The organism is Halogranum amylolyticum, assembly GCF_900110465.1.
In the GTDB taxonomy this organism is placed as follows: Archaea; Halobacteriota; Halobacteria; order Halobacteriales; family Haloferacaceae; genus Halogranum; species Halogranum amylolyticum.
In genome coordinates this window covers 351,292-377,748 of sequence record NZ_FODV01000005.1, presented here as the reverse complement: position 1 = coordinate 377,748, position 26,457 = coordinate 351,292, and the positions used below count along the sequence as shown (strand labels likewise).

23 protein-coding genes are annotated in these 26,457 nt (G+C 65.7%); 10 read left to right on the top strand and 13 right to left on the bottom strand.

Annotation, left to right across the window (positions count from 1 at the left end; all coding sequences use genetic code 11):
- Positions 1-156 precede the first annotated feature (156 nt).
- Positions 157-1,830: a hypothetical protein gene (locus BSG17_RS12835; protein WP_089824661.1), complete on the top strand. Its 1,674-nt coding sequence runs from the start codon at positions 157-159 to the stop codon at positions 1,828-1,830.
- Positions 1,830-3,407, top strand: coding sequence for an aryl-sulfate sulfotransferase (locus BSG17_RS12830; RefSeq protein WP_211609124.1), 1,578 nt, complete (start codon positions 1,830-1,832; stop codon positions 3,405-3,407). Before BSG17_RS12835 ends, BSG17_RS12830 begins: the two co-directional genes overlap by 1 nt.
- Before the next feature lie 85 nt (positions 3,408-3,492).
- On the opposite strand, the gene gyrA is transcribed toward BSG17_RS12830, so the two are convergent.
- On the bottom strand, positions 3,493-6,009 hold the full coding sequence (gyrA, locus tag BSG17_RS12825) for a DNA gyrase subunit A (protein ID WP_089824659.1): 2,517 nt from the start codon (positions 6,007-6,009) through the stop codon (positions 3,493-3,495).
- Between the two features lie 77 nt (positions 6,010-6,086).
- The gene (gyrB, locus tag BSG17_RS12820) at positions 6,087-8,021 is read right to left on the bottom strand and encodes a DNA topoisomerase (ATP-hydrolyzing) subunit B (protein ID WP_089824657.1); all 1,935 of its coding nucleotides are present in this window, start codon (positions 8,019-8,021) and stop codon (positions 6,087-6,089) included.
- Positions 8,022-8,236: 215 nt separating this feature from the next.
- On the opposite strand from gyrB, the gene BSG17_RS12815 reads away from it, so the two are divergent.
- Positions 8,237-10,657: a DNA topoisomerase VI subunit B gene (locus BSG17_RS12815; protein ID WP_089824656.1), complete on the top strand. Its 2,421-nt coding sequence runs from the start codon at positions 8,237-8,239 to the stop codon at positions 10,655-10,657.
- Between the two features lies 1 nt (position 10,658).
- Complete coding sequence (locus BSG17_RS12810) at positions 10,659-11,753, top strand: DNA topoisomerase IV subunit A (RefSeq protein WP_089824655.1); 1,095 nt, start codon at positions 10,659-10,661, stop codon at positions 11,751-11,753.
- 6 nt (positions 11,754-11,759) lie between these two features.
- Here the strand turns inward: BSG17_RS12810 and BSG17_RS12805 are convergent, their stop codons facing one another.
- The 6 genes from BSG17_RS12805 to BSG17_RS26010 all read right to left on the bottom strand — a co-directional run bounded on the left by BSG17_RS12805 (position 11,760) and on the right by BSG17_RS26010 (position 16,545).
- A complete protein-coding gene (locus BSG17_RS12805; protein ID WP_089824653.1) occupies positions 11,760-12,581 on the bottom strand; it encodes a zinc ribbon domain-containing protein in 822 nt (273 codons plus the stop codon).
- A gap of 47 nt (positions 12,582-12,628) precedes the next feature.
- Positions 12,629-13,351: an MBL fold metallo-hydrolase gene (locus BSG17_RS12800; protein WP_089824651.1), complete on the bottom strand. Its 723-nt coding sequence runs from the start codon at positions 13,349-13,351 to the stop codon at positions 12,629-12,631.
- A 49-nt stretch (positions 13,352-13,400) separates the two neighbouring features.
- Positions 13,401-13,634, bottom strand: a complete 234-nt coding sequence (locus BSG17_RS12795) for a hypothetical protein (RefSeq protein ID WP_089824649.1) — start codon at positions 13,632-13,634, stop codon at positions 13,401-13,403.
- A gap of 63 nt (positions 13,635-13,697) precedes the next feature.
- Entirely contained in the window at positions 13,698-15,467 is a 1,770-nt protein-coding gene (gene ligA, locus BSG17_RS12790; protein WP_089824648.1) for an ATP-dependent DNA ligase LigA, read from the bottom strand.
- Positions 15,468-15,521: 54 nt separating this feature from the next.
- On the bottom strand, positions 15,522-16,295 hold the full coding sequence (locus BSG17_RS12785) for a DICT sensory domain-containing protein (RefSeq protein WP_089824645.1): 774 nt from the start codon (positions 16,293-16,295) through the stop codon (positions 15,522-15,524).
- A 79-nt stretch (positions 16,296-16,374) separates the two neighbouring features.
- Complete coding sequence (locus BSG17_RS26010; protein ID WP_139246603.1) at positions 16,375-16,545, bottom strand: rubrerythrin-like domain-containing protein; 171 nt, start codon at positions 16,543-16,545, stop codon at positions 16,375-16,377.
- A 102-nt stretch (positions 16,546-16,647) separates the two neighbouring features.
- Here BSG17_RS26010 and BSG17_RS12780 point away from each other — a divergent pair, with 102 nt between their 5' ends.
- Positions 16,648-18,186 (top strand): glutamate-cysteine ligase family protein, encoded by a 1,539-nt coding sequence (locus BSG17_RS12780; protein WP_089824643.1) that lies wholly within the window; start codon positions 16,648-16,650, stop codon positions 18,184-18,186.
- Between the two features lie 35 nt (positions 18,187-18,221).
- Here BSG17_RS12780 and psmB read toward each other — a convergent pair whose 3' ends face one another.
- Complete coding sequence (gene psmB / locus BSG17_RS12775) at positions 18,222-18,947, bottom strand: archaeal proteasome endopeptidase complex subunit beta (protein ID WP_089824641.1); 726 nt, start codon at positions 18,945-18,947, stop codon at positions 18,222-18,224.
- A gap of 140 nt (positions 18,948-19,087) precedes the next feature.
- Complete coding sequence (locus tag BSG17_RS27035; RefSeq protein ID WP_170864797.1) at positions 19,088-19,261, bottom strand: hypothetical protein; 174 nt, start codon at positions 19,259-19,261, stop codon at positions 19,088-19,090.
- Between the two features lie 325 nt (positions 19,262-19,586).
- On the opposite strand from BSG17_RS27035, the gene BSG17_RS12770 reads away from it, so the two are divergent.
- From BSG17_RS12770 to BSG17_RS12760, 3 genes are all read left to right on the top strand, one after another.
- Positions 19,587-19,955: a DUF555 domain-containing protein gene (locus tag BSG17_RS12770; RefSeq protein ID WP_089824638.1), complete on the top strand. Its 369-nt coding sequence runs from the start codon at positions 19,587-19,589 to the stop codon at positions 19,953-19,955.
- A 206-nt stretch (positions 19,956-20,161) separates the two neighbouring features.
- Positions 20,162-20,701 (top strand): CBS domain-containing protein, encoded by a 540-nt coding sequence (locus tag BSG17_RS12765; RefSeq protein WP_089824636.1) that lies wholly within the window; start codon positions 20,162-20,164, stop codon positions 20,699-20,701.
- Positions 20,702-20,772: 71 nt separating this feature from the next.
- Positions 20,773-21,192: a hypothetical protein gene (locus tag BSG17_RS12760; protein ID WP_089824635.1), complete on the top strand. Its 420-nt coding sequence runs from the start codon at positions 20,773-20,775 to the stop codon at positions 21,190-21,192.
- Here the strand turns inward: BSG17_RS12760 and purM are convergent, their stop codons facing one another.
- Positions 21,193-22,167, bottom strand: coding sequence for a phosphoribosylformylglycinamidine cyclo-ligase (purM, locus tag BSG17_RS12755; protein ID WP_089824633.1), 975 nt, complete (start codon positions 22,165-22,167; stop codon positions 21,193-21,195).
- A gap of 351 nt (positions 22,168-22,518) precedes the next feature.
- Here purM and BSG17_RS26005 point away from each other — a divergent pair, with 351 nt between their 5' ends.
- The gene (locus BSG17_RS26005) at positions 22,519-22,758 is read left to right on the top strand and encodes a DUF8028 family protein (protein WP_139246602.1); all 240 of its coding nucleotides are present in this window, start codon (positions 22,519-22,521) and stop codon (positions 22,756-22,758) included.
- A gap of 18 nt (positions 22,759-22,776) precedes the next feature.
- On the opposite strand, the gene BSG17_RS12750 is transcribed toward BSG17_RS26005, so the two are convergent.
- Positions 22,777-24,384 carry an acetolactate synthase large subunit gene (locus tag BSG17_RS12750; RefSeq protein WP_089824632.1) on the bottom strand — a complete coding sequence of 536 codons (1,608 nt, stop codon included), beginning with the start codon at positions 24,382-24,384 and terminating at the stop codon, positions 22,777-22,779.
- Complete coding sequence (locus BSG17_RS12745; protein WP_089824630.1) at positions 24,381-25,766, bottom strand: NAD-dependent succinate-semialdehyde dehydrogenase; 1,386 nt, start codon at positions 25,764-25,766, stop codon at positions 24,381-24,383. The genes BSG17_RS12750 and BSG17_RS12745 overlap by 4 nt, the downstream gene beginning before the upstream one ends.
- 407 nt (positions 25,767-26,173) lie before the next feature.
- Between BSG17_RS12745 and BSG17_RS12740 the strand changes: the two genes are divergently transcribed.
- Positions 26,174-26,425: a hypothetical protein gene (locus BSG17_RS12740; RefSeq protein ID WP_089824628.1), complete on the top strand. Its 252-nt coding sequence runs from the start codon at positions 26,174-26,176 to the stop codon at positions 26,423-26,425.
- Positions 26,426-26,457: the final 32 nt, after the last annotated feature.

Genomic DNA, 26,457 nt, shown 5'->3' with positions numbered 1-26,457 from the left:
AACTCTCTCGAACCTCAAACATCGTTGATATGAGTCGCGGATGTACTCTTCCCGAATGCCCGCTCCGAGACTGCATCCCGACGTAGACGGTAGCCACGGGTGCCGCCCAACCCGGCCCCGACAGTCGAGCACTCTCCGACCCCGGGGGTGCGGCGGATGAGTACGGGCCGCTTCGGCGATTCCGGACTCTCGCTGCACGCGGTCGACAGCCGGGTCGTCGAAGCCGTTCTCGTCGCGGTGATAACAGTCGCCAATCTCTGGGTCGTCACGACCGCCGTGTTCGGCCGGTGGTTCCCGCCCAACGATGCGAAACACTGGCTGGTCCGAGCGCGCTACTTCGCCGGATGGGCTGTCCCGCCATCGGAGAGTGTGGGTCAGTTTGCGACTCATCCGGTCGCAATCGTGCCGTTGTCGCTTCTGTTGTTGGTGTTCGGGTCGGCCGTGTTAGCCGCGAAGGTGTGGGCGATAACCGCGTTCCTGTGGACAACGTTGACCGTCTACGTCACGGCCCGCGAGCTGTTCTCCGCGCAGGTCGCAGTCCTCGCGTTCGCGTTCGTCAGCCTCGGGCAGTCGCTCTTTTTCGACCTCCTCGCGTTCGGTGGGGTTCCGCAACTCGTCTCGGTCGGGTTCCTGACGCTCAGTGTGGGCGCGCTGGTCCGTGCGCGGCGAACTGGTCGCCGCGCCGACCGGGTGACGTTCGCGCTCCTGTTCCTGCTCGGACTGTTGGCTCATCCTCCGAGTTCGCCGGTCTATCCTGCCACGCTCGGTACCGCCGCAGTCGGCCTCGCCGTCTTGCGTGCACGCTGGCGACCGGTCGTCGAGACGCTCGTCGACGTGACGCTCCCTTCGCTTTTTTTCCTCGGCTATCTCGCGAGTCAGTGGCACATCTTCTCGCTGTACACCGCCACGGCCGGCGGCCACGACTTCGCCGTCTTGCTGCAGAAACTCGGCCGTGACCCCGTGCTCGAAGCGATGGGGCTCGCCCTCGTGGTCCTCGCCCCGCTCGTGGGGTACGCTCTGTACACCAACGAGAGGATAGAGGGCGTGTTCGACCCGCAGACGGACCGCCGAGAGGACTCCGCTCGCCGCGAAGCGACTCTCACCGGAGCGGGTGTCGGCGCGGTGGTTCTCGGGTGGCTCCTCGGCCCGCTGATGATGGCCGCCGTCGTGTCGAATCTCCCGGGTGTGAGTACGGAACTGGCGCGGGTCGCGTTCTATCTCGCGCCGCCGATTGCAATCGGCGCAGCCGTCACCGTCGGGGTTCTCGCGTGGACGGCGGGTCGCTTCGTGACCGACCGTGAGGGGTCGGTCGTTGCTCGACGGACAGCCGCCGTCGTACTTGCGTTGCTTGTCGTCGTCCCGGGGTTCTACTGGTCGACCGGGTACTACGACGGTGCGCGAGACTACTACGAAATCAAGAACGGCGACTCCGTAGGACGCGTCGTCGAGTGGGTCGACCAGCGACAACCGTTCGGCGGAACCGTCGCCGGCCCGTTCTACGTCGTCTCGTGGGTGGAAGGGGTGACCGGCCAGAATGGTCTCACTAGAACACCAGCGGGCGGGTCGTATCGCCCGAACGAACGCCGAGAGTCGGCGGCGTTCCAGACGCTCGAAGACCTCCGCTGGCACGGGGCGACGCCCGAGAACGTCGCCGACGCGAAAGCCATTATCAGGGAGTACGACGTCCGATACGTCGTCGTCCCGAACAACTGGCGACAGACACGGTTCGACTCGCTCGGCACCGTCGTGTTCAGAACCGACGAACTGGTCGTCGTCGAAATCGACCCGACGGTTCGAAACACGGCACCCCCTTCGGGAGGCGATGCATAGTGGCGCGGACTCGCGTCGGGCAGACGGTCGAACGAGCGACGACGGTGAGACGCGTCTTCGGCCGATGGCCGCTCCACTGGCAGTTCGTTGCTCTCACGCTGCTGGGGAACGTCGTCGTCGTCTCACTCGGGTTGGGAGTCGCGGCCGCCAGAGCCGTTGTCTCCGATGACCCAGTCTCGGTCACGGTCGCCGTTCTCGGTTGGGGCGCTGTACTCTGGGTCGTCTCGAGACCGACGGGTGAACCCACCCCGTACGACGAGTGGACGGTGTCCCGTGACGACGCCCCGACTGTCAGGCTCTCGGTCCTCGTCGTCGTCGTCCTCCTCGTCCTCCCCGCCGCCACGAGCGCCCTGACGGCAGGTAGCGGACAGTCGGTCTCCGAATCCGTGCCACCGAGCGAGAACATCACGTTCTACACCGTCCAGGGGAACGAACAGGGCAGCGCGACGGCCGGCGTATTCGCCATCGACACCGAATCGAAGGCGCTCGTCTGGAAGCACACCTCTTATTACACGAAGTACTTCGACGTCGACCCCATCGGCGAGGAAACGATTCTGTTCACCGTCAAGGCGAACGCAAGTCGCTTCGAGGACGGCTACTCGTGGAAAGCGGTGGTGATGAACTGGCGAACGGGTGAGGTCGTCGAGTCGTTTCTCGTCCCCCCCGACACCCACGACGTCGACTACCTCGGTGACGGACGGTACGTCGTCGCCAACAAACTGCAACAGCGACTCCAGTCTTCGTGGCGTGCGGTACTTCGAGAACGGGGGTGGGCCGGACAGAACCGCTCGGTCGTCGGCCACCAGCTCTACATCTACGACGTTGACGCCGACCGAATCGTCTGGTCGTACTACTTCGACGAACACTTCCCACTGACGGCCGGCGACGAGATCGACAACGACTACACGCATCTGAACGACGTCGATTCGGTCCGAAACGGAAGCGCGTTCCTCGTGAGTCCCCGCGAGTTCGACCGCGTCCTCCTGATCAATCGCTCGACGAAGGACGTCGTGTGGACCCTCGGGAGGGAGGACGACTACGACGTCCTCCACGAACAGCACAACCCGGTGTTGCTCTCGGAGGACCCCCCGACGGTCCTCGTCGCCGACAGCGAGAACGACCGCATCGTGGAGTACTCGAAACGGGCCGACGGCTGGCTCAAGACGTGGGAGTACCACGGCGAACTCGCGTGGCCGCGGGACGCCGACCGACTGCCGAACGGGAACACGCTCGTCGCCGACAGCGGCGGCGGCCGCCTGGTCGAGGTCACACCCGACGGGGACGTCGTCTGGGAGCACGACGTCGGCTTCAGCGTCTACGACGTCGAGCGATTACGATACGGAGACGAACCGACGGGTCCGCCGATGCATGCACTCACAGACGCAGGCACTGCTGGCGAACGGGCCTCGGCCGCCGGACTCGGGAGCCAGCTCTCAGACCGCTGGAGGGAGTACTACCAACTCGCCCGATGGGTGATGCCGCAGTGGGTGACGACACTCGATTTCCTCCTGTTGCACGTCTCCGTCGTCGTCGTCCTCGGGTGGCTCCGGTTCGAGTGGCGAGTGAGACGAGCGTAGTCGACGCTCCAGTAGTCTCGGTTCGATCATACGCCGTGAAAACTAAAAACGAGAAGGGGCGCCGGACCGCCGAATCGACGGCGGATTACTCTGCCGGCTGTTCGATTTCGTCGGCGTCTACCTTCTCGTCTTCTTTCTCGCCGATACGTTCGGACGGCACCACGTCGACTGCGGCGACGTGGTCGCCGTCGTCTAAGTCCATCACGATGACGCCCATCGTGTTGCGACCCACAGTAGAAATCTCGTCGACACGGGTGCGCATGATCTGCCCACTCTCGCTCATCGCGACGAGATGGTCGCCGGGGGCGACCGTCTCGATGGCACAGGTCGGCCCGTTGCGTCGGACGGTCTTGATGTCGATGAGTCCCTTCCCGTTGCGGGACTGCGTCCGGTAGTCTCCGATGTTCGTGCGCTTGCCGTAGCCGTTCTTGGTGACCGTCAACAGCCACTTGTGGCGGTCGACTTCGACGGCGGCGAGTCCGGCCACCGTGTCGTCGCCGGTGAGTTGGATGCCGCGGACCCCACGAGCCGTGCGGCCCATCGGACGAACCTCGCTCTCGTCGAACCGGATGCTCATCCCGTCCTCCGTGGCGACGATGAGATCGAGTTCGCCGTTCGTCACTTCGACGTCGACGAGCGCGTCGCCGTCTTCCAGACGAATCGCACGGATCCCCGTCGAGAGGATGTTCGAGAAGTCGTCGACGGCGGTCCGCTTGATGTAGCCGTCGCGCGTGACCATCGTGAAGAACTCCTCTTCGTCCATCTCGTCAGTGTTGACGACGGCCTCGATCTCCTCGCCGTCGTCGAGGTCGATGACGTTCACCGCCGACTTCCCGCGGGCGGTCCGCGACATCTCCGGGATCTCGTAGGCCTTCAGCTGGTAGACCTGTCCGTGGTTCGTAAAGCAGAGCAGGTAGTCGTGGGTGTTCGCGTAGAACACCGACGAGACCCGGTCGCCCTCCTTGAGGTCGGTGCCGATGATCCCCTTTCCGCCCCGGTTCTGGGCGCGGAACGTCGTCGCGGGCATCCGCTTGATGTAGTCGTCCTCGGTGACGACGACGACGACGTCCTCCTGGGGGATGAGCTCCTCGCGGGTGATCGAGCCGGTGTCCTCGATGATGCTCGTCCGCCGCTCGTCGGCGTACTCGTCTCTGATCTCGCGGAGTTCCTCTTTGATGACGCCGAGTAGTTCGCTCTCGTCTTCGAGAATCTCGTTCAGCCGTTCGATCGTCGCCTGTACCTCTTCGTACTCGTCTTCGATGGCTTCGGCCTCCATCGACGTGAGCGACCCCAACTGCATCGCGACGATGTGGTCGACCTGCGCCGCCGAGAAGTCGTACGCCTCCATCAGCGCCTCCTTCGCGTCGTCGCGGCTCTCGGAGTCGCGGATCAGGTCGACGACGTCGTCGACGTTCTTCAGCGCCGTCAGCCGCCCCTCGAGGATGTGTGCGCGGTCCTCGGCTTCCGCGAGGTCGTACTCGCTGCGTCGGCGGACGACTTCCCGACGGTGCTTCAGGTACTCCTGGAGCGTCTCCTTCAGGTCGAGCACCTTCGGCTGGCCGTCGACCAAGGCGAGGTTGATGACCCCGAAGGTGGATTCGAGGTGGTTGTCGAGCAGTTGGTTCTTGACGATGTCGGCGCTCGCACCGCGCTTGAGTTCGACGACGACACGGATCCCGTCGCGGTCGGACTCGTCGCGCAGATCACGGATGCCTTCGATCTTCCCCTCGTTGACGTCGTCGGCGATGCGCTCGATGAGGCGGGCCTTGTTCTCCTGATACGGCAGTTCGGAGACGACGATGCGCTCGTCGTTGCCTTTCTCGTCCCGTTCGACGTCGATCTCGGCGCGAACGCGGATGCGCCCACGACCGGTCTTGTACGCCTGGTGGATGGCGTTGCGGCCGACGATGTTCGCTCCCGTCGGGAAGTCGGGCCCCTTGACGTGGTCCATCAGGTCCTCGATGGTGCAGTCGGGGTTGTCGATGAGGTGGACCGTCGCGTCGATGATTTCACCGAGGTTGTGCGGCGGGATGTTCGTCGACATCCCGACGGCGATGCCGGACGAGCCGTTGACGAGCAGGTTCGGGAACGCCGCAGGGAGCACGTCGGGTTCCGTCAGCCGGTCGTCGTAGTTTGACTTGAAGTCGACGGTGTCCTTGTCGATGTCGGCGAGGAGTTCCTCGGCGATGGGCGACATCCGCGCCTCCGTGTACCGCATGGCGGCCGGTGGGTCGCCGTCGACGGAGCCGAAGTTCCCCTGTCCGTCGACCAGCGGGTAGCGCATCGAGAAGTCCTGCGCCATCCGCGCGAGTGCGTCGTAGATGGCCGAGTCGCCGTGTGGGTGGTAGTCACCCATCGTCTCGCCGACGATGGAGGAGGACTTCCGGTGGGAGGAGCGGGCGGTGACGCCCGCCTCGTTCATCGCATAGAGGATGCGCCGGTGGACCGGTTTGAGACCGTCGCGGACGTCCGGGAGGGCGCGCCCGGCGATGACGCTCATCGCGTAGTCGATGTACGACTGCTCCATCTCGTCTTCGATGCGTGCAGTCGTGACCTGTGCTGCCTGTACGTCGTCTTCGGGGTTCGGAATCTCTGAACTCATCGTGTCTCCGTGCGTCGAGCGTGCGTGCGACCGAAGCAGGTGCTACCGTCGTCGGGACTGAATCGGTGACCCGACATTCAGATGTCGACCCACTCGGCGTCCTTCGCGTGGTCCTTGATGAACTGTTTGCGTGGTTCGACCGCATCGCCCATCAGGACGTTGAACATGCGGTCTGCGGCCGCGGCGTCCTCGATGGTGATCTGCTTGAGGATGCGGTTCTCGGGATCCATCGTCGTCTCCCACAGCTGGTCGGGGTTCATCTCACCCAGTCCCTTGAACCGCTGGACCTGCGTCGGGTTGCCGTCGCACTTCTCCTTGACGATGCGGTCGCGTTCCTCCTCTGTCATCGCGTCGTAGGTCTCTCCGCGGTAACGGACGCGGTACAGCGGCGGCTGGGCAGCGTAGACGTACCCCGCTTCGATGAGCGGCTTCATGTGCCGATAGAGCAGCGTCAGGAGGAGCGTCCGGATGTGCGCGCCGTCGACGTCGGCGTCCGTCATCAGGATGATCTTGTGGTAGCGTGCCTTCTCGATGTCGAACTCCTCACCGATTCCGGCCCCGATGGCCGTGATGAGCGCACGGACCTCGTTGTTCTCCAGGATGCGGTCGAGGCGATGTTTCTCGACGTTGAGGATCTTCCCGCGCAGCGGAAGGATGGCCTGGTTCTTCCGGTCGCGGCCCTGCTTCGCGCTGCCGCCGGCGGAGTCGCCTTCGACGACGAACAGTTCGGCCTCTTCGGGCTTTCGAGTCTGACAGTCGGCGAGTTTCCCCGGCAGCGACGAGGACTCCAGCGCCGACTTCCGGCGGGTGAGTTCCTCGGCCTTCTTGGCGGCCTGCCGTGCCTTCGCGGCCTCGACGGCCTTCATGATGATCGACTGGGCGGTGTCGGGGTTCTCCTCGAAGTAGGTCTTCAACCCCTCGTGAACGACGCTCTCGGTGATGCCGCGGACCTCGGAGTTGCCGAATTTCGTCTTGGTCTGCCCCTCGAACTGCGGGTCGGGGTGCTTCACCGAGATGACGGCGGTGAGTCCCTCGCGGACGTCCTCGCCTTTGAGGTTGTTGTCCAGTTCCGACAACAGCCCGTTGGAGGTGGCGTAGTCGTTGACGACGCGCGTGAGCGCCGTCTTGAACCCGGTCAGGTGGGTGCCGCCCTCGCGGGTGTTGATGTTGTTCGCAAAGGAGTGGATAGAGCCCTGCAGTTCGTCGGTTGCCTGCATCGCGACCTCTACCTGGATGTCGTCCTCCTCGTCAGCGAAGTAGACGACGTCCGTGTGCAGCGGCGTCTTCGTCTCGTTGAGGTACTCGACGAACTCTCTGATGCCGCCGTCGTAGCGGAAGAGTTCGGTAACGTGTTCGCCGTCGTCGTCGGTGTCGCGCTCGTCGGTGAGCGTGATCTCGACGCCGGAGTTGAGGAAGGCGAGCTCGCGGAGGCGGTTCGCGAGCGTCGAGTAGTTGTACTCGGTCTGCTCGAAGATGTCGTCGTCGGGCCAGAAGCGGATCTTCGTCCCCGTCTCCTCGTCGGGGCGCATCTCCCGGACCTCCTCGAAGGCGTCGACCTGGGGTTCGCCGCGTTCGAACCGGTGTCTCCAGACCGACCCGTCGCGTTTGATCTCCACTTCGAGTTCCGTCGAGAGCGCGTTGACGACAGAGACGCCGACGCCGTGGAGTCCCCCCGACACCTGGTAGGACTTGTTGTCGAACTTCCCCCCGGCGTGGAGCACGGTCATGATCACTTCGACCGCTGGGCGGCCGTACTGTTCGTGCATGTCCACGGGGATGCCACGTCCGTCGTCCTCGACGGAGACGGAGTCGTCCTCGTGGATGGTGACGTCGATGTTGTCGCAGTACCCCGCGAGGGCTTCGTCGATAGAGTTGTCGACGACCTCGTAGACGAGATGGTGGAGCCCACGGGCGTCCGTGGACCCGATGTACATCGCCGGACGCTTTCGGACCGCCTCCAGACCCTCGAGGACCTGGATCTGTCCGGCACTGTACTCGTTTTCGTGTGACATAGAACTTGCTTCCACGTAGGATAGTCCCCACCTTAAACCCTCGCACGCGGGCACGCGCGTTGGACAGTATAGTATCCGCCCTAGCCGACCCCGACGTCCACTTGGAGTCGTCGAGATCCGCGTCACGCACTCACAAACACGACGCTGTCATCCACTTTCACTTTCACCGCGCCGACGGAGAGGTTTTATGCGTCCGTCGGGTAACCTTCCAACGAATGACCTCGTTCCAGTCGACACTCGGCGAGGATTCGGAGATCGCCGACGAGCTGGCGCAGAACCAGCGGGAGATCTCTATCGCCGAGTTCTTCGAGAAAAACAAGCATATGCTCGGGTTCGACTCCGGGGCCCGAGGGCTTGTGACCGCCGTGAAAGAGGCGGTGGACAACGCGCTCGACGCCACGGAGGAGGCGGGTCTCGCACCCGACATCTACGTCGAAATCGTCGAGGCCGGCGACTACTACCGTCTCATCGTCGAAGACAACGGTCCGGGCATCACGAAGGCACAGCTCCCGAAGGTGTTCGGGAAGCTCCTCTACGGCTCTCGCTTCCACGCCCGCGAACAGTCGCGCGGCCAGCAGGGTATCGGAATCTCCGCGGCCGTCCTCTACTCGCAGCTCACGAGCGGGAAGGCAGCCAAGATCACGAGTCGCACGCAGGGCTCCGCAGAGGCGCAGTACTTCGAGCTGATCATCGACACCGACACCAACGAGCCCGAGATCAAGGAGGCCCGCGAGACCTCGTGGGACCGCTCACACGGCACCCGTATCGAGTTGGAGATGGAGGCGAACATGCGCGCTCGCCAACAGCTCCACAACTACATCAAACACACCGCCGTCGTCAACCCTCACGCTCGACTCGAACTCCGGGAACCGGGGCTCGACGAACCGCTGAAGTTCGAACGGGCGACCGACCAACTCCCCGCCGAGACCGAAGAGATCCGCCCGCATCCACACGGCGTAGAGTTGGGAACGCTCATCAAGATGCTGCAGGCGACCGAATCGTACTCGGTCTCCGGGTTCCTACAGGAGGAGTTCACGCGGGTGGGCAAGAAGACCGCCGACAAGGTCGTCGACAGCTTCCGCGACCGTCACTTCGGTCGCGAGATGGGCTGGTCCGCTCCCGCAGCGCACGACGACGCCGACCTCGAAGCCGCCATCGTCGACGCCGTCTCCGGGAAGGGTGCCGACGCGACGGACGCCTTCGCCGAGATCGTCGCCGACACGCTTCGCGAGCGCGAGCGGACGACCCACCACGAACTCCGCACGATCGTCGACAACGCCGCCGACGCCGCCGCCGAGGAGTTCGGCAAGACGTTCGGTCGGACCGTCCGCGACAACGCCGTCGAGGCCGCGTGGGCGGTGCTCTCGGGGTACGACGAGGAGCACGACGTCGACCGACTCACCGACGACGTCTACGCGCTCGTCGACGACGCCACGAGCACGCGGAAGGACGACGCGACGGTCCGGGCGCTCGCCGAACGGCTCGCCCGCAAGTTCGGCACCGCAGACGACACCCGTCATCGGGCGACCTACGAACGGTTGCGCGCGTACGTCGACGGCGCCGCCGACGCCACCGTCGAGTACGACGAGGCGACCGTGGGTGACACGGCCCGGGAGAACGTCACTGAGGCGTTCTGGGCGGTGATGCGGACCGTCCCCGACGACGTGCCGAAGGTGAACGACGTCGCCGCCAGTCGCGACGTCTCCTCGGAGCTGTTGGACGCGATGCGCGAGACGGACATCCTCTCGCCGCCGACGAACTGCCTCTCGCCAATCACCGCCGAGCTCGTCGAGGCCGGTCTCCGCAAGGAGTTCGACGCCGACTTCTACGCCGCCGCGACGCGCGACGCGGAGGTCCACGGCGGCGACCCGTTCATCGTCGAGGCCGGCATCGCCTACGGCGGCGAGTTGCGGTCCGAGGGGAGCGTCGACCTGCTTCGCTTCGCCAACCGCGTTCCACTGGTCTACCAGCGCGGGGCGTGTGCGACGACGGACGTCGTCAAACGCATCGGCTGGCGGAACTACGGACTCGACCAACCCGGTGGCAGCGGGATGCCGAACGGCCCGGCTGTCATCATGATCCACGTCGCCTCGACGAACGTCCCGTTCACCAGCGAGTCGAAGGACGCGCTCGCGAACATCCCCGAGATCGAAGACGAGATCGAACTCGCCATCCGCGAGGCCGCCCGCGAGTTGAAGTCCTACCTGAACAAGCGGCGCTCGATGCAGAAGCGCCGGCAGAAGCAGGACGTCCTCGGGAAGATCCTCCCGCAGATGGCCGACAAGGTGTCGGAGGTGACGGGTCGCCCGCGACCCGACATCGACGGCGCGCTGGCACGGATCATGAACAACGTCAGCGTCGAACGCGAGATCGGAGACGGGGAGGTGACGCTCGTCGTCGAGAACTACTCCGACCGGACGGAGCAACCGGACATCACCGACATCGTCTCCGTCGAACCCCAGGGGTTGAACGGCGACGCGACGGTCGTCGACCTCGACGGCGAGTGGTTCGTCAAGTGGTCGCCGTCGGTGTCGGCCGGCGAGACGGCGACGCTGAGCTACGAAGTGACCGACGACGCCGACTTCGACATCAACGTCGACGGCGTCGAGACCGAGAAACTGACGGTGCAAGACTAACATGAGTTCGAAGATTCAAGACGAGAAGGCCCGCGAGCGACTCATCGACCTCGCCGCGGAGTTCTACGACCAGTTCGCCGGCGGGCAGATCCCCGAGATGGAACTGCCCACTCGGACGAAGAGCAACATCGTCTTCGACGAGGAGTCGAACGTGTGGGTCTACGGCGACCGCACCTCGACGCGGTCGGCCAACTCCGTTCGCGGGGCACGCAAACTGCTGAAAGCCGTCTACACCATCGACTTCCTCGCGAAGCAGCTAGAGGAGGGCCGCTCGTCGACCCTCCGTGAGCTGTACTACCTCTCGGAGTCGTGGGACAACGAGGAGGCGCAGTTCTCCGACCAGGACGAGTCGAACCAGCTGGTCGAGGACCTCGAGATCGTCTCGCAGGTCACCCGCGAAGACTTCCACATGCGCCCCGAGGAGTCCGGGGCGACGCTGATGGGACCGCTCGAGCTCCGCGAACAGACCCGACGCGGCGAGCGCGAGATCCACTGCCAGAAAGACGTCGGCGAGGGCGGCTACCAGATCCCGAACAACCCCGACACCATCGAGTTTCTCGACCACGACATCGACTTCGTGCTCTGCGTCGAGACCGGTGGGATGCGCGACCGGCTCGTCGAGAACGGGTTCGACGAGGAGTACAACGTGCTCGTCGTCCACCTGAAGGGCCAGCCCGCGCGGGCGACCCGCCGCATCACGAAGCGACTCCACGACGAACTCGACCTGCCCGTCGTGGTGTTCACCGACGGTGACCCGTGGTCGTACCGCATCTACGGCTCGGTCGCCTACGGTTCGATCAAGTCCGCCCACCTCTCGGAGTATCTCGCGACGCCCGAAGCACAGTACGTCGGCATCCGGCCGCAGGACATCGTCGACTACGACCTGCCGACCGACCCGCTCAGCGACTCCGACGTCAACGCGCTGGAGTCGGAGCTGACCGACCCGCGCTTCCAGTCGGAGTTCTGGACCGAGCAGATCGAGCTTCAGCTCGACATCGGCAAGAAAGCCGAACAGCAGGCGCTCGCTTCTCGAGGGCTGGACTTCGTCACCGACACCTATCTGCCCGAGCGGTTGACGGACATGGGCGTCATCTGACGCCGCTCAGGCGAACTCCCGGTCCCGTTCGCGGTCACCGTCGGCGTCGCGAGCACGCTCCTCGTCGCTCGTACAGCGGCGACAGTAGCGGTTCGTCCCCGACTCGTGCGTCCGAACCGGGAGTCCGGCGAGATATGTCCGCTCGGCGAACGTCCGCTCGACGCCGTCGGACAGGGGGCTGTCACACACCGCACAGGACAGCGAGCGGTCGTTCACCTCCCGTTCGGTGACCGTTCGCTTCCGGCCGAACGTCGTCGGCGACTGGCGGTCGTCCACTCGCCGCGCGGCGAGGGCGCCGACCGACGCGAGCGTCGTCACCAACAATAGGACGGCGAGGAGGACGAACGACCACTGTCTGACCAGCCTCGTGACGAGCGCGAACCCGATGAAGCAGGCGATGACGCCGGCGAGCGTCGGGTAGTCGAGACTGGTCGCCCCACCGGTCGCGTCGTCGACCCGTCGGACCGTACCGTCGGTCCGCAACTCGCAGCGCGGCGCACCCGGTCCGTGACAGTACCACGCGTAGGCGACGTTGCCGACCCCGCCCGTAGAGAGTAGCAGCGCGACGTGGAGGGCTGGTGAGCCGATCCCCCGGTCGACGAGCACGACCCGGTCGTCGAACTCGCGTTCGACCGTCCACCCCGCGACGCGGTAGTGTACGAGCCGTCGGCGAAACTTCCCGTCGTGTCCCCCGGTCGCCCGGCCGAACGGGTCGTCTCTCACCGTGGAGGGGGTGTCGACGGCGGTGCCACAGGCCGGACAGAACGCCGCGCTCGGCGAGAGGGTGTCGCCGCAAGCGCGGCAGAACCGCGAGGCGGAGGGACCCATGCTGTCGAATAGTTTGACAAGCAACAAATAGCTACGGTCGACGGGGTCTACTGGTTCGCCGACCGCTCGTCGAGCACCACAGGGATGCTGCGCTCGGCGACGTCGACGACGAACGCCTCGGCGTCGGTTTCGAGCAGCTCGATCGTGTCGTAGTGGATCGGTAACACCAAGTCGGGGTCCAGCGCCTCTGCGAGGTCGGCGGCTTCGTGGCGGTCCATCACGACGCTGCCGCCGATGTTGGCGAGGAACAGCGACACCTCCAGTTGGCGGAACCCGTCGAGCGCGTCCGAGTCGCCGGGCCAGAAGACTGTGCGTCCGCCGATCGACAGGAGGAACGCACAGCCGAACCCGCGCGGGTGGACGACGTCGCCGTCCTCGTCGGCGTGCGGGCCGTCGGCTTCGTTGTACGCGGGCAACGACCAGAGGTCGACCTGGCCGAGGTCGCCGACGGTGAGATGGTCCTCCTCGCCGACGCGGACGACGTCGTACGGCAGCTCGTCGACCGGCGTCACGTCGCGGTCGATGCTGGTCGCGTCGACGCCCTCGAAGACGACGACCGTGGCGTCGTCCTTGGCGACGCTCGCGATGCCGTCGGTGTCGTAGTGGTGGTTGTGCGTGACACAGACGAGATCGCCGTCGCGGGCGTGGTAGTCGTCGAGGACGCCGTAGCGGCCAGGGTCGAGGTAGGCGACGAAACCGTCGGCCGTCTCGATGCGGACGGTCGCGTAGCCGAGCCACGTGACGGAGAGTCCGTCGTGTTTGATCGTCATACTGTCTCTGTTCGGGCGACGGGCTATAATCTCACGGTCGGCGTCGGGGTTACTGGACGCCGCCGACGCCATCGACGGCTACTACCAGGAGCGCGACGAGCGCGAAGAGCACCAGTAGCATCCCGAGCTTCGTGAACGATGGCGGTGCCTTGGACGTCCTGACGGCGGTGTCGGTACAGAGCGACGTGGTCCGCGTCACCGTCCGAGACGAGCGAGACGTGACTCCGCCGTCACTGGGTTTGCTGCGGACGGCGGTAGTTGCGTAGCGGTCTGTCCCTGGCATGGTCCCGACGTATCGGAGTGATTGGGAAAAGGCTTCTGTGGGGCTGTTCACACACCTCGGGCGTCACTGCCGTTCGGCCAGTCGCTCCACCCGCGCCAGCGAGTCGGCCGTCTCGGGGGTCTTGTCCTCGCGGATCTCGACGAACCGCGGGAACCGCAGCGCGTACCCCGACGCGTACGTCGGCGACCGCTGGATCTCCTCGTACCCCACCTCGAAGACGGTCGTCGGCCGCAGGTCGACCTCGGTCCCGTTCTCGGCGACGACGTGGGGTTCGAGCAGGTCGGTGAGTTCGGCGAGTCGCTCGTCGGTGATCCCCGTCGCGACCTTCCCGATCGTCCGGAACTCGGGTTTCTCGTCGCCACTGCCGTCGCCACTGCTCTCGTCGACCCGTGCGGACAGGAGGAACGTCCCGAGGAACTCCGCCCGGCGACCCTCGCCCCACTCTGCGCCGGTGACCACGAGGTCGAGCGTCTCCACGTCGGGCTTACGCTTCAGCCAGTTCTTCCCGCGCTTCCCCGGCGAGTAGGCCGCCTCGGGGTTCTTGAGCATTATCCCCTCGTGGCCCGCCTCGAGCGCGTCGGCCTCGTACGCCTCGATCTCGTCGGCGTCGTCCGAGCGCAGGAGTTCGGAGACGGCGTCGATGTGGCCGAGGACGTCCCGGAGTCGGTCGTGGCGGTCGGTCACCGGGTCGGTGAGCAGGTCGTCACCGGCGGCGTGCAGACAGTCGAACGCGTGGAGTTCGACGGTCACCTCCTCGCGCATCCGGTCGACGTCGTGTTTCCGCCGGAACCGCCGGAGGATCTCCTGGAACGGGAGCGGCGATCCGTCGTCGTCGACGGCGACCACCTCGCCGTCGAGGATCACCGGCACGTCGACCTCGCGTTCGACGAACTCGACGACCTCCGGGAGCGCGTCGGTGACGTCCTCCATGTTCCGCGAGAACAGCGACACCTCTCTGCCGTCGTAGTGGATCTGCACCCGCGCTCCGTCGAACTTCGTCTCGACGGCGACCGTCTCCCACTCGTCTAAGGCGTCGGTGACGGTCCCTGCCTGTGCGAGCATCGCCTGAACGGGTCTGCCGACGGTGAGGTCGATGGCGTCGAGACCCGTCGTCCCTTCGTCGCGGGCGACGACGGCGACGCGGCCGTAGTCGTTCGACACCTGCAGCGCGCGTTCGACCGCCTCGATGGCAGCGTCCCGTCGTTCGCGTGCGGCGGTCGTCTCCGCCTCGGCGGTCGCGTCGTCGCGGACCGCCGCGGCGTCCGCCGAGTCGACGAGGAACGCCTCGGCGACGGCGTCGCGGACGGTTCCCTCACCGACGCCGATGCGCATCTCCGAGAGGACGAGCCGGGCGAGGTAGCGCGCCTCGTCCGGCGAACAGCGGTTGAACAGGCCGAACAGCGTGTCGAGCTTTCGGTCCTGGCTTCCGGAGCCGGCGGCCGCGGCGAGCGCCCGTAGCTCCTCGTCGACGGTCGCGACAGTCAGGTCGGTCTGCCCGCCACCGCCGAACGCGGCGAGTCCCTGCTGGCCGCCGAAGTCGAAACTGGCTGCGACCGCGCCGATCTCGCCCGTCTCGGCGAGTCGGTCCTCGACGTCGTTGGCGGAGACGTTCCGGCCCGCCGCACGGGCGATCGCGACGTAGCAGAGGCTCGGCCCGACGTCGAGCGTCGTCGACTCCCACGCCGGGAACACCCGCCCCTGAACGAACCGGACGACGACCGGGAGGTCCTCGCCCGCGGCCTCGAACAGCTCGCGGACGAGCGTCGTCGTCTCGAGGTCGGCGGGTTCGGCTTCGATGGCGGCTGCACGGGCGGCGAAGTCGGCGAACTCCATCACGCCGAGATTGTCACTCGTCGCTCAAAAGGCCGCCGAAGCGGTCGCGCCCGCTCAGAACCGCCGTTCGAGATACCGGTCGACACGACGGACTCGCTCGGGGTCGTACGTCCACGTTCCCCGCCAGACGTTCGGACCGGTCTCCAGCGCTACCAGTGCGGCGTGTCTCTCACTCGCGCGTTCCGGAACGAAGACGACACACCACGACTGCCGATAGTCGGCACTGGTTCCCGTGTGAACGGTGAGATCGAGCGACGTCGGTGGGCCCCAGCCAGCCGTGCCGTAGACGTGGACGTCGACGGTCGACGCCGCGAGTCGCTCGTAGATGGCGCGTGTCCCTCGCTCGTCGGCGAGTCGCGAGAGTCGCTGGAACGTCGACCTGAGGCGGCCGTCTCCGACGGTGAGTGCGAGTCGCTCGACGTAGCGTGAGATGACGATGAGGAGGAGCTTCTCCTTGTTGGAGGCAGGGTAGCCACGCAGTTCGAACTCGACGCCGTCGAGCGCGGTCAACACGTCCGGGACACCGCTGTCGTCGACACCGCTGGTCCCCGTGATGTACCGGTCGGAGTTCACGAGCAACAGCGCGTTCATCACCTCCGAGAGTGGCGACGTCGCCACTACTCGCTTCCCGTCCAGGACGACGACGACGTCGTCGGCCTCGTCCGACAGGTCGAGTTCGGAGACGGTTACCGACTGCTCGGCGAACGCCGACTCGAGGAGCGACTGGACCGCCTTCGGTTCGCGGCGGTTCACGACGACCAGCGACCGGTTCGGGTCCTCGACTTCGTCGAAGAACGCCTGCAGAGAGGACAGCGTCGAGTCGGACATATCCGAGAGATGTCGATGACGGAGATAGTTCTTTCGTGCGACGACAGCAGGTCGTAAAAATGATCATCGATGACCGTTCTCACTGTCCGCGCGTGACGCTGAGGTTCTGCATCTCGCCGCCGCAACGTTCACACATCGGGGGGTGGTGGGCGGCCTCCGTCCGCGCGCCGCACTCGAGACACTCGTAGGTCGACAGCGGTTCCAGACTGGTCTCCGTCGGTTCGGATGGTGGGGCAGAGTTCTTCGCCATACGTGTGGTATGGTGTCACGAGACACTAACTCTTTCTCTGGTCTGTCCCCGCCGCTGTGACCGAGCCAACGGCTTGAAGAACAGTCGTCGCACAGTAGGGGTATGAGCAAGGACCTCGCGGGGGCCGTTCGGGACGTTCTCGCCATCGACGTCGAGGCGTTCCGGGCGGAAGCCGAGGCCGACGCCGAAGTCGTCAAGGACGAACTCAGAGACGGGACGTTCGACAACCACCAGTCTATCGTCGGCTTCGAGTACGAGTTCTACGCCGTCGACGACGGTCGGTGGTCGGGCGACGAGGATCTGGCGTGTTCGCTGATGCGCGTTCCACGACGACTGCTCGAACTCATCGGGTTCGAGAAGGAACTGGGCCTCCACAACGCCGAGATGAGTACGAGCCCGCAACCGTTCAACCCCCACGGACTGCGGGCACAGGAGTCGGAGGTCCTCGCACGACTGAGCGCCGCCCTCGACTGCACGCGGTCGGAAGGGATGCGTCTCGTCAGCGACGCGCTGTGGACGATCCCGCCCGCCGGCGAGACGGCCCGCGAGTACCTCGGCGGGAGCGTCGACGACGACGGCGTCGACATCGCGACCAACATGAGCGACGCCGTCCGGTATCACGCGATGGCGAACGGGCCGGACGCACCCGAGACGTTCGCCGTCGAGGCACCGAACGTCTCGTACGAGGCGCCGACGGTGATGCCCGAGAGCCTCATCACCTCGATCCAACCTCACTACCAGATGTCGCACGCGGCCGACTTGCCGACGTACTTCAACTACGCCACCCGCGTCGCCGGTCCGCTGCTCGCACTCGGCGTCAACTCGCCGTTCTTCCCGCCCGATCTCTACGACGAGGACGTCGACGCCGAGACGGTGATCGCCGAGGCGTGGGACGAACACCGGATCCGCGTGTTCGAGTCGGTGTTGAACACGGCGACACAGAGCGACAAGGTCGCGTTTCCGGAGGACCTCGAGAGCGTCGACCAGGCGGTCGACCGCGTCCTCGAAGACGAGACGTTCGTCCCGATGCCCGTCTCCCGCGACGGCGACCGCTTCGACGACAAGTTCGCGACGCTCCGGATGAAACACGGCACCTACTGGCGGTGGGTTCGCCCGGTGTTCGGCGGCGCGACGCGCTCGTCGGCGAACGCCCGCGTCGAGTTCCGTCCGATCCCCGCCCAGCCGACGGTCAGAGACTCCATCGCGTTCCAGGCGGCGTTCGCGGGGCTGATGGAGAGTCTCCCCCAGCGTCGGCACCCCGTCGCCGACATGGACTGGACGGTCGCCAGAGAGAACTTCTACGCCGCCATGCGCGACGGTCTCGACAGCGGTCAACGGTGGGTGACCAACGACGGCCAGGAGACGACTAACCCGGTCGAGGTCTACGACGACCTACTGGCTCACGCCGCCGACGGCCTGAAGTCCGCGGGCTGTAGCGCCGCCGAAGCCGAACGGTACATCGCGCCGCTGCAGGCGCGCGTCGAGGCGGCGCGCACGCCGGCGAGCTGGAAACGCGAACGAGTGGAGTCACGGCTCGCCGACGGCGACGACCTCGAAGCAGCGATCACGGGGATGCAGCAGGCGTACATCCGAAAGCAGGCGGAGACGCTGCTCGACGGAAGCTTCGCCGACTGGGTGTAGAAAACAGTGCGGTAACGAGTGCTTTTTTCGGACGTTCAGAGGACTTCCGCGAAGTCCTTGTGACGGGTGACGTCGACGCCGTCTTCGGTGACGACGGCGACGTTGATCCCGTTGCCGGAGGCGAGGTCACGCTCGACGGCGCTCTGGATCGCCTTCGCGGCGACGGTCTTTGCCTCCTCGACGGAGAGCTCCTCGTCGTAGTGCTGCTCGAGCACACCGAGGGCGTACTGACTGCCGGAACCGGTGACGGTGTAGTCCTCTTCGCTCATCCCGCCGAGTGCGTCCATGCTGTAGACGTGCGGTCCTTCGTCGTCGACGCCGCCCAGGATGGGCTGGACGACGAAGAACGCACCCGAACGTAGGAAGTTCGCGAGCAGCGTCGCGAGCGCGCGCATGCTCATGTCCTTGTCGCGACGGGTCTCGTAGAGGCTCGTCTCCGCGCGCAGCGAGCGGATGAGCGACTGGGCAGCCGAGACCGATCCGGCGATGGTGAGCGCGGCCGTCGGGTGGATCTGCTCGACCTTCTGGACGTCCTTCGAGGAGACCATGTAGCCCATGCTGGCGCGCATGTCGGTCGCGAGGACGACGCCCTCGCTGGTCTTGAGGCCGACCGTGGTCGTTCCCGTCTTCATTTCTTCGTCGGGCGACGACTCCGCGCGGCGCTCGGTCTCCGGGAACTCGCCGAGTTCCGGGCCGAACACGTTGGAGTGGTCGCCGTTCAGCGCGTCGAGATTGCTGGAGAAGTCGCCTGGCGTACGCATTAGCCCCCACTTGGCCCGGCGCGCTGATAAATGCCACCCTTCCCTCCCGGCTTGCCCCTGCCGGCACCGCTCGGACGAGCGGTTCGTCGGCGTGATCACTGGCGGAACCGAACTGCACAGAACGGGTGGGGGCGGGGAGGTTAGCGAGCGTCCACGTTCTCGTAGGCGGTACCGAGTCGGGCGACGACCCGACCGAGCGGGAGCTCCACTCCCACGCGGCGGGCGAGGACCGCGACGGGGAACAGGAGGATTCCCAGTGCGACGGTGAACTGGTACAGTGCGAACAGGGTCAACCGCGACGCCGTTTCGATCATCGACCTACCCGTGGGGGCGACGTCGGCCTATATAAGCTTTCCCGCCCGGCGGGCGAGTCTACCCCGGTCCAGTCTTGCGATTCAACCGAAGTTGTAGCAGACGAAACTGAACTGGGACTTCGAGAGAGATTCGGAAAATTACTCGGTCGCTGACGGCAGCGATTCTCGTAAGTTATGAGAATAATCGGCTGGTGATGCGCGCATCGGACGCTCGGTTTCGGCATCGAGACGCCGTCTGTGGCGTGGTTCCGTCACCCAAGGGTGAGCCTCCCGCGGTGGCGCGCGAACCACAAAGCACGAAACCCTCCACCCCATCTCTGGGGGTATGAGTAACTATCTCGTCGCGATGGAGGCGGCGTGGCTCGTCCGCGACGTCGACGATATCGACGACGCTATCGGTGTCGCCGTCAGCGAGGCCGGCAAGCGATTAAACCAGAAGAACAAGGAGTACGTCGAGGTGGAGGTCGGCGTCACTGGCTGTCCGGCCTGCGGCGAACCGTTCGACTCGGCGTTCATCGCCGCCGACACGGCGCTCGTCGGACTGCTGATGGAGATCGAGATCTTCAACGCCGAGAACGAGGAACACGCCTCCCGCATCGCCAAGAGCGAAGTCGGCGGTGCGCTCCGCGACGTCCCGCTGTCGGTCATCGAGATCGTCGAGACCGAGGGCGACGAGGACGACGAACGGGACTGAGAGCGACTCTCGTCGCAGCTCGGCGCGTCTCCACGTGAGAACTGGCCTCGTGGCTCGCCGAGGATCGTTGGGTCTCCGGCCGGCTTCAGTACTCTCTCCGAGTGGCACGCTCCGAGACGGTTGTAGTTCTCGCAGTGCGAACGCCAGTCACACCGAGAGTCGTCTGCGTCGAAAGTTTTTCTAATAACCCTGGGTTATGAGTTGGTATGGAACTCCCCACGCCGCAAGACCTCAGAGAGCGACGGACGTCGCTCGAACTGACGCAGAGTCAACTGGCCGAGATGGCCGGCGTCTCGCAGCCGCTGATCGCCCGCATCGAGGGCGGTGACGTCGATCCGCGCCTGTCGACGCTCCGACGCATCGTCAACGCGCTCGACGAGGCGGAGGGGAGTGTCGTCCGCGCCGACGACATCATGCACGAGACCATCGTCAGCGTCGCGCCCGACGAGGCGGTCCGAGAGGCCGAACAGCAGATGGACGACGCCGCGTACTCGCAGCTCCCGGTCATCCAGGCGGGGATCCCGGTCGGGTCGATCAGTCACAGCGACATCATCCGCGCGGGCGACGACGTCGGCACCCTCCCGGTCAGCGAAATCATGAGCGAGTCGTTCCCGTCGGTGTCGCCCGACGCGACCGTCGACGAGGTGCGGAACCTGCTCGACCACTACAAGGCCGTGATGGTGACGCAGGCCGGCGAAGCGGTCGGCATCATCACTGAGGCCGACATCGCTCGACAGCTCTCCTGACTCCTCTCTCTCTCTCGCTCGTTTTTGCGCCGAGCGAAAGGCGGATATCGTGCGGCTGTTAACGACTGACAATGAGCCGCCTGCCGTCTACTACTCGGTCTGCGATCACGCTCCTCGCGTCGGCGCTGGTCGCCACGGGGTCTCTGTCTCCGTGGCTCGCGTCGAACAGCTGGTTGGTGGCCCTCCCCGGCCTCCAGACGGGACTCGACACCTGGGGTGCGCTGTTGCTCCCCGCCGTTCTCGTCGTCGGTGCCCTCCACGGGTTCGCTTCGCGGGTCGTCTCCGAGACCGCGACCCTCGTCGTCGGCGTGCTGTCGCTCGTCGCGGTGGCCGTCTACTGGCAGAACGCGGCCGTCGGCGGATACGTCCCTGCCGTCGGCTGGTATCTCACCGCCGTCGGCGGACTCCTCCTCGTCGGCGTCGGAGTCGAACGCTTCTGGTCGCGGTTCGGCTACCGTCTCTCCGGTACCGACGATCCGCGGTCGGTCTGACTACAGCTCCAGTCCGCGGACCGACACGCCTTCGCCCTCCTCGACGTGGCCGACGACGCGCCCGTCCGTCGCGTCGGCGAGCGCCTCGGCGTCGTCGGGGGCGAGCGCCGCCACGAAACCAGTCCCCATGTTGAACGTCCGGTGCATCTCCTCGTCGGAGACGTTGCCCTCCGACTGGATGAACTCGAAGACCGACTGCGGCTCGAAGGCGTCGTCGATCTCGTAGCGGTAGTCACCCATCCGTTCGAGGTTCGTCCACCCACCGCCGGTGACGTGAGCGGCGGCGTGGACGTCGTGTTCGCGCATCGGATCGAGCAGATGCGTATAGATCTTCGTCGGCTCCAGGAGCGCCTCGCCGACGGTGTCGTAGTCGTCGAACGGATACTCGTCGGTGTACTCGTGGTTCCGGGTGGCCGCCGTGCGGGCGAGCGTCAGCCCGTTCGAGTGAATGCCGGAGGAGCGGAAGCCGACGAGCGCGTCGCCGGGTTCGGCCTCAGCGGGGAAGATGGCGTCTTTCGCGGCCAGTCCGGCGACGGTGCCCGCGAGGTCGAGCCCCTTCACGACCTCGGGCATCACCGCTGTCTCGCCGCCGACGAGTTCGATGTCGGCCTCCGCGGCACCGGCGGCGAGTCCCGTCCCGACCTGCTCGGCGAACGTCTCGTCGGGCGTGTCGACGGCGAGATAGTCGACGAACGCGACCGGGCGGACCCCCGCCGCCACGAGGTCGTTGACGTTCATCGCGATGCAGTCGATCCCGACCGTCGAGTAGTCGCCGAGCGCCTCGGCGACGAGCAGCTTCGTTCCGACGCCGTCGGTCGCGAGCGCGAGATAGCGGTCGCCGATGTCCAACAGCCCCGCGTAGTCGCCTTCGCTCTCGCCGACCGCACCGACGAGCGCCGCCGTGGCCGCCTCGCTGGCCTCGATGTCGACTCCCGACTCCGCGTACGTGAGTTCCTCTTCGGCGTCCTCGTTCATGTGCGAACCCGCGTAATCGGGGGAGAAAAGCCCACCGTTCGCCGACCCGTCCGGTTGGGTGGATACTAACTCGCGGCCAATGGTGTGAATGGTAGTGTCTAACATGGGCCTAACGACCCGTAGTCACCCACTACCAACCCCCTAAACGCCCGGTTTCGCGGTTCGTGACGGCTTAGCAACATCCTTGCAGCGTGACTCTCCGTCGAACGAAAGCGATAAGGCGAGATCGACATATACGGCCTCTCGACCGCTCTCAGTCGGTAGTAGGGTGTCACAGAGGAAGGTGAACTCGGGTGAACGGTCTCTTCGTTATATGAGTCTATCAGGCTTATCAGAATGTAGGTGCTCCAGATGTCAGGCGCGTCAACTACAGCCAACGACCACTCCTCGCTCGATACGGGGTCTACTGCCCTCCAGATGGCGCTGGGTCCGATCAGGTTCGTCGGGTTCTGGGCCGCAATCGCCCTCCCGTTCCTGTACGTGCCCCTCCTGTTCGACGGCATCGACGGCAGCCGAGCGATCGTCTTCCTCGGCCTGCTCGTCGCGAACGTCGTTGCACTCCGCGTCGGGCACGACTATCGTCAAGCGTAGCGTACCCGCTCTCTACGACTACTCCTTCGGAGTACCGCCGCTCGCCGCCTCCCCGTCGAGCGGAACTTCGACGAGCGTCAACTCGTCGGACGGCACCGCCGACGCCAGCACCGACGACAGTTCCTCCCACGTCTCGACGCGGTGAGCCGCCATGCCGAAACTCTCCGCGAACCCGACGAACTCCGGGTTCGACAGCCGGGTCCCGAACGACTCGCCGGTGTGGGACTCCTGTTTCTCCGAGATGAGCCCGTAGTCGTCGTCGACGAACAGCAGGACGGTGAAGCCGAGTCCGAGTCGCGCCGCAGTCTCCAGTTCTGCGGCGTTCATCAGGAAGCCGCCGTCACCCGTCGCGACGACGACGTTCGAGTCGACGGCGAGGTCGGCGGCGACGCCACCGGGGACGGCGATACCCATGCTCGCCAGGCCGTTAGACATGATGCAGGTGTTCGGTTCGTAGACGGGGAATCCCCTGGCGATCGCCATCTTGTGGCTGCCGACGTCCGAGAGCAGCACGTCCTCGTCGGCCATCGCCTCTCGGAGATACGGGAGTACGCCGGCGACCGTCGTCGGGTCGTCCGCGTCGGGCTTCGTCAACGCGTGGTCCAGCACCGTCTCGTGGACGTCGGCACACCACGTCTCTTTCGTCCGGTCGACCGACTCGGTGAGTCGTTCCAGACCACGGGAGAGGTCGGCGACGATCTCCACCTCGGGGTTGTAGTGTTCGTACACCTCCGCGGGTTCGTGGTCGAGATGTAGCACCGTCGTCTCCTTGTTCGGGTTCCACCCTTCGGGGTCGTGTTCGGCGATGTCGTAGCCCACCGCGAGCACGCAGTCGGCGCGTTCGACGACGTCCGCGGCCTCGCCGTCGGGCCCGGAGTCGAGCGTCATCAGCGACTGTGCCCGTCTGTCGGAGATGGCTCCCTTCCCCATGTAGGTCGCGACGACCGGCAGTCCGGTCGACTCGACGAACTCGCGGAGACACGCCGAGGCGTCCGCTCGTACGGCTCCGTTACCGGCGAGCACGACGGGTCTGTCGGCGTCGGTGAGGTGGCGGGCCGCTCGCTCTACCGACTGGTGGTCGGGGTCTGATCGGCGGACGGGGTCGCGCACCGGGAGCGGTTCGTCGTCGACCGCTTCGGCGGCGACGTCTTCGGGGATCTCCAGATGCGTCGCACCGGGTTTCTCGTACTCGGCGAGTTTGAACGCCTTGCGGACCGACTCGTTGATGACGGCCACGTCGTCGAGCTGGGTGTTCCACTTCACCACCGACTCGAAGACGTCGACCACGTCGAGCGCCTGGTGGCTCTCCTTGTGGAGTCGCTCGCGGCTCCCCTGGCCGGTGACGGCGACGAGCGGCGACTTGTCGAGGTGAGCGTCGGCGACGCCCGTCAGCAGGTTCGTCGCACCCGGCCCGAGCGTCGACAGACAGACGCCCGCATCGCCCGTCAGCCGTCCGTGGACGTCGGCCATGAACGCCGCCCCCTGCTCGTGGCGGACGGGGACGAACTCGATCGACGAGTCCCGGAGCGCGAACAGCACGTCCTCCAACTCCTCGCCGGGGAGGCCGAACACGTGGTCGACGCCCTCGGCCTCCAGACAGGTGACGAGGAGCTCTGCGCCGTTCATTCGACCTCACCGCTCAGGCCGTGTTGGACCCAGACGGTCTTCCGGTTGACGAACTCGCGGATCCCCTCTGCTGCCAGCTCGCGTCCGTAGCCGGAGTTCTTGACGCCGCCGAACGGCACGCGCGGGTCGGACTTGACGACCTCGTTGACGAAACAACAGCCCGCCTCGAACCCGCGGGCGAACCGCTCGCCGCGTTCGAGGTCGCCCGTCCAGACGCTCGCGCCGAGGCCGAAGGAGCTGTCGTTGGCGAGTCGCAGCGCCTCCTCCTCGTCGTCGACCTCGAAGACGGCCGCCGCCGGACCGAACGTCTCCTCGGTCGCTGCCGGGGAGTCTTCGGGGACGTCGACGAGGACGGTCGGCGGGTAGAACGCCCCCTCGCGGTCCAGCGGTTCACCGCCGAGTCGACAGTCCGCCCCGGCGTCGACAGTGTCCTGTACCTGTTCGTGGAGCTCCTCAAGCAGGTCCTCGCGGGCCTGTGGGCCGACCTCCGTCTCCTCGTCGCCGGGGTCGCCGACGGTCCACGACTCCATCTCCTCGACGAACCGCTCGACGAACTCGTCGTAGACGTCCGTGTGAACGATGAACCGCTTGGCGGCGATACAGGACTGTCCGGAGTTCTGGAGTCGTCCCTGTGCGGCCTTCTCGACGGTCTCCTCCAGATGCGCGTCGTCGAGGACGACGAACGGGTCGCTACCGCCGAGTTCGAGGACGGTCTTCTTCAGGTTCCCGCCGGCGCGCTCCGCGACGGCACGCCCCGCGGGTTCGCTGCCGGTGAGCGTCACGGCCTTCACGCGTTCGTCGTCGATGACGTCGTTCATCTCGTCGGAGTCGGCCAGAAGCGACGTGAACGCCCCCTCCGGGAACCCGGCCTCGCGGAACACCTCTTCGATCGCCTTCGCACAGCCCGGCACGTTCGAGGCGTGTTTGAGCAGGCCGACGTTGCCGGCACAGAGGTTGGGTGCGGCGAAGCGGAACACCTGCCAGAAGGGGAAGTTCCACGGCATTACCGCCAGCACCGGCCCCAGTGGCTCGTAGCTCACGAACGCGTGGGCGTCGGACTCCGCGCCGAGGACCTCGTCCTGGAGGTGCTCCTCGGCCGTCTCGGCGTAGTACTCGCAGACCCACGCACACTTCTCGATCTCCGAACGGGCCTGCTCGATCGGTTTGCCCATCTCCTCGGTCATCAGGGAGGCGTACTGCTCTTCGTTCTCGCGAAGCACGTCGGCGGCGTTCTCCATCAGCGTCCGCCGGTGTGCGAAGGAGGTCTCGCGCCACTCCGCGAACGTCTCGGTGGCGTGGTCGAGCGCGTCGTCGATCTCGCTCTCGGTGTGCTCCTCGTACGAGTCGATCCGCTCGCCGGTCGCCGGATTGATGGACTCCATCTCGGTACCGTTGTCGCGCCCATCGCACAAAGGCGTACTCGCCGTTCTCGGACGCAGTTCCGGACGAAGCAACGAGGCGGCCCTTCATCGCACTACTCTGGTTCACTCGGATTTTCACAACAACATTGATATAGTAATCTATGGTACTCTAGTTGCCTGCATTGGATGCGGGCGACTGCCGGGATGCCACACTCGGGGACGGGCCTGCTCGAAACGCCTCCCCCGAGTTCGCGTTCGAGAGGACGTCGAACGGCCTCCACTCCGCGCGTCGCGGCGGAGTGGAGGCCGGCCGACATGCCCGTAGACATGTTCGAAGAGAACTATCCATTTGTATCGACAATTCAATCTCTGTAATATTCTGTTATAGTGACAACTCTTATTCGGATGGAGAACCGTTGTAGTCTCTCATGGGAGAAGGGAATATCTATCGAGGCAGTGACGGCCGTTACTACGGCGACGTAGACATCTGGGAGCGGTTCGAGTCGGGGGCGTGGACGCCCTGTGTCTGGGACACGGAGTCCGGAGTCGAGTGGGTAGAGACGGAGGACGAGGAGCTGTTGAGTCTCGTCCCGCTCTCGGAGCGCCCCTCGTCGGACCCGTCCGTCGAGCAGATCTGTGGTGGGCTCCGCGTCGTCTCCGGCCGGCCGGAGAACAGATAGCGACCGTCGCTCTCGGCGTCGGACGAGCACTC

What these genes read in the sequence shown, in the direction of transcription:
- BSG17_RS12835 (WP_089824661.1), top strand. Translation starts at nt 157, where the DNA reads ATGAGTACGGGCCGCTTCGGCGATTCCGGACTCTCGCTGCACGCGGTC.
- gyrA (WP_089824659.1), bottom strand. Translation starts at nt 6,009, where the DNA reads ATGAGTTCAGAGATTCCGAACCCCGAAGACGACGTACAGGCAGCACAG.
- gyrB (WP_089824657.1), bottom strand. Translation starts at nt 8,021, where the DNA reads ATGTCACACGAAAACGAGTACAGTGCCGGACAGATCCAGGTCCTCGAG.
- BSG17_RS12815 (WP_089824656.1), top strand. Translation starts at nt 8,237, where the DNA reads ATGACCTCGTTCCAGTCGACACTCGGCGAGGATTCGGAGATCGCCGAC.
- BSG17_RS12810 (WP_089824655.1), top strand. Translation starts at nt 10,659, where the DNA reads ATGAGTTCGAAGATTCAAGACGAGAAGGCCCGCGAGCGACTCATCGAC.
- BSG17_RS12805 (WP_089824653.1), bottom strand. Translation starts at nt 12,581, where the DNA reads ATGGGTCCCTCCGCCTCGCGGTTCTGCCGCGCTTGCGGCGACACCCTC.
- BSG17_RS12800 (WP_089824651.1), bottom strand. Translation starts at nt 13,351, where the DNA reads ATGACGATCAAACACGACGGACTCTCCGTCACGTGGCTCGGCTACGCG.
- BSG17_RS12795 (WP_089824649.1), bottom strand. Translation starts at nt 13,634, where the DNA reads ATGCCAGGGACAGACCGCTACGCAACTACCGCCGTCCGCAGCAAACCC.
- ligA (WP_089824648.1), bottom strand. Translation starts at nt 15,467, where the DNA reads ATGGAGTTCGCCGACTTCGCCGCCCGTGCAGCCGCCATCGAAGCCGAA.
- BSG17_RS12785 (WP_089824645.1), bottom strand. Translation starts at nt 16,295, where the DNA reads ATGTCCGACTCGACGCTGTCCTCTCTGCAGGCGTTCTTCGACGAAGTC.
- BSG17_RS26010 (WP_139246603.1), bottom strand. Translation starts at nt 16,545, where the DNA reads ATGGCGAAGAACTCTGCCCCACCATCCGAACCGACGGAGACCAGTCTG.
- BSG17_RS12780 (WP_089824643.1), top strand. Translation starts at nt 16,648, where the DNA reads ATGAGCAAGGACCTCGCGGGGGCCGTTCGGGACGTTCTCGCCATCGAC.
- psmB (WP_089824641.1), bottom strand. Translation starts at nt 18,947, where the DNA reads ATGCGTACGCCAGGCGACTTCTCCAGCAATCTCGACGCGCTGAACGGC.
- BSG17_RS27035 (WP_170864797.1), bottom strand. Translation starts at nt 19,261, where the DNA reads ATGATCGAAACGGCGTCGCGGTTGACCCTGTTCGCACTGTACCAGTTC.
- BSG17_RS12770 (WP_089824638.1), top strand. Translation starts at nt 19,587, where the DNA reads ATGAGTAACTATCTCGTCGCGATGGAGGCGGCGTGGCTCGTCCGCGAC.
- BSG17_RS12765 (WP_089824636.1), top strand. Translation starts at nt 20,162, where the DNA reads ATGGAACTCCCCACGCCGCAAGACCTCAGAGAGCGACGGACGTCGCTC.
- BSG17_RS12760 (WP_089824635.1), top strand. Translation starts at nt 20,773, where the DNA reads ATGAGCCGCCTGCCGTCTACTACTCGGTCTGCGATCACGCTCCTCGCG.
- purM (WP_089824633.1), bottom strand. Translation starts at nt 22,167, where the DNA reads ATGAACGAGGACGCCGAAGAGGAACTCACGTACGCGGAGTCGGGAGTC.
- BSG17_RS26005 (WP_139246602.1), top strand. Translation starts at nt 22,519, where the DNA reads ATGTCAGGCGCGTCAACTACAGCCAACGACCACTCCTCGCTCGATACG.
- BSG17_RS12750 (WP_089824632.1), bottom strand. Translation starts at nt 24,384, where the DNA reads ATGAACGGCGCAGAGCTCCTCGTCACCTGTCTGGAGGCCGAGGGCGTC.
- BSG17_RS12745 (WP_089824630.1), bottom strand. Translation starts at nt 25,766, where the DNA reads ATGGAGTCCATCAATCCGGCGACCGGCGAGCGGATCGACTCGTACGAG.
- BSG17_RS12740 (WP_089824628.1), top strand. Translation starts at nt 26,174, where the DNA reads ATGGGAGAAGGGAATATCTATCGAGGCAGTGACGGCCGTTACTACGGC.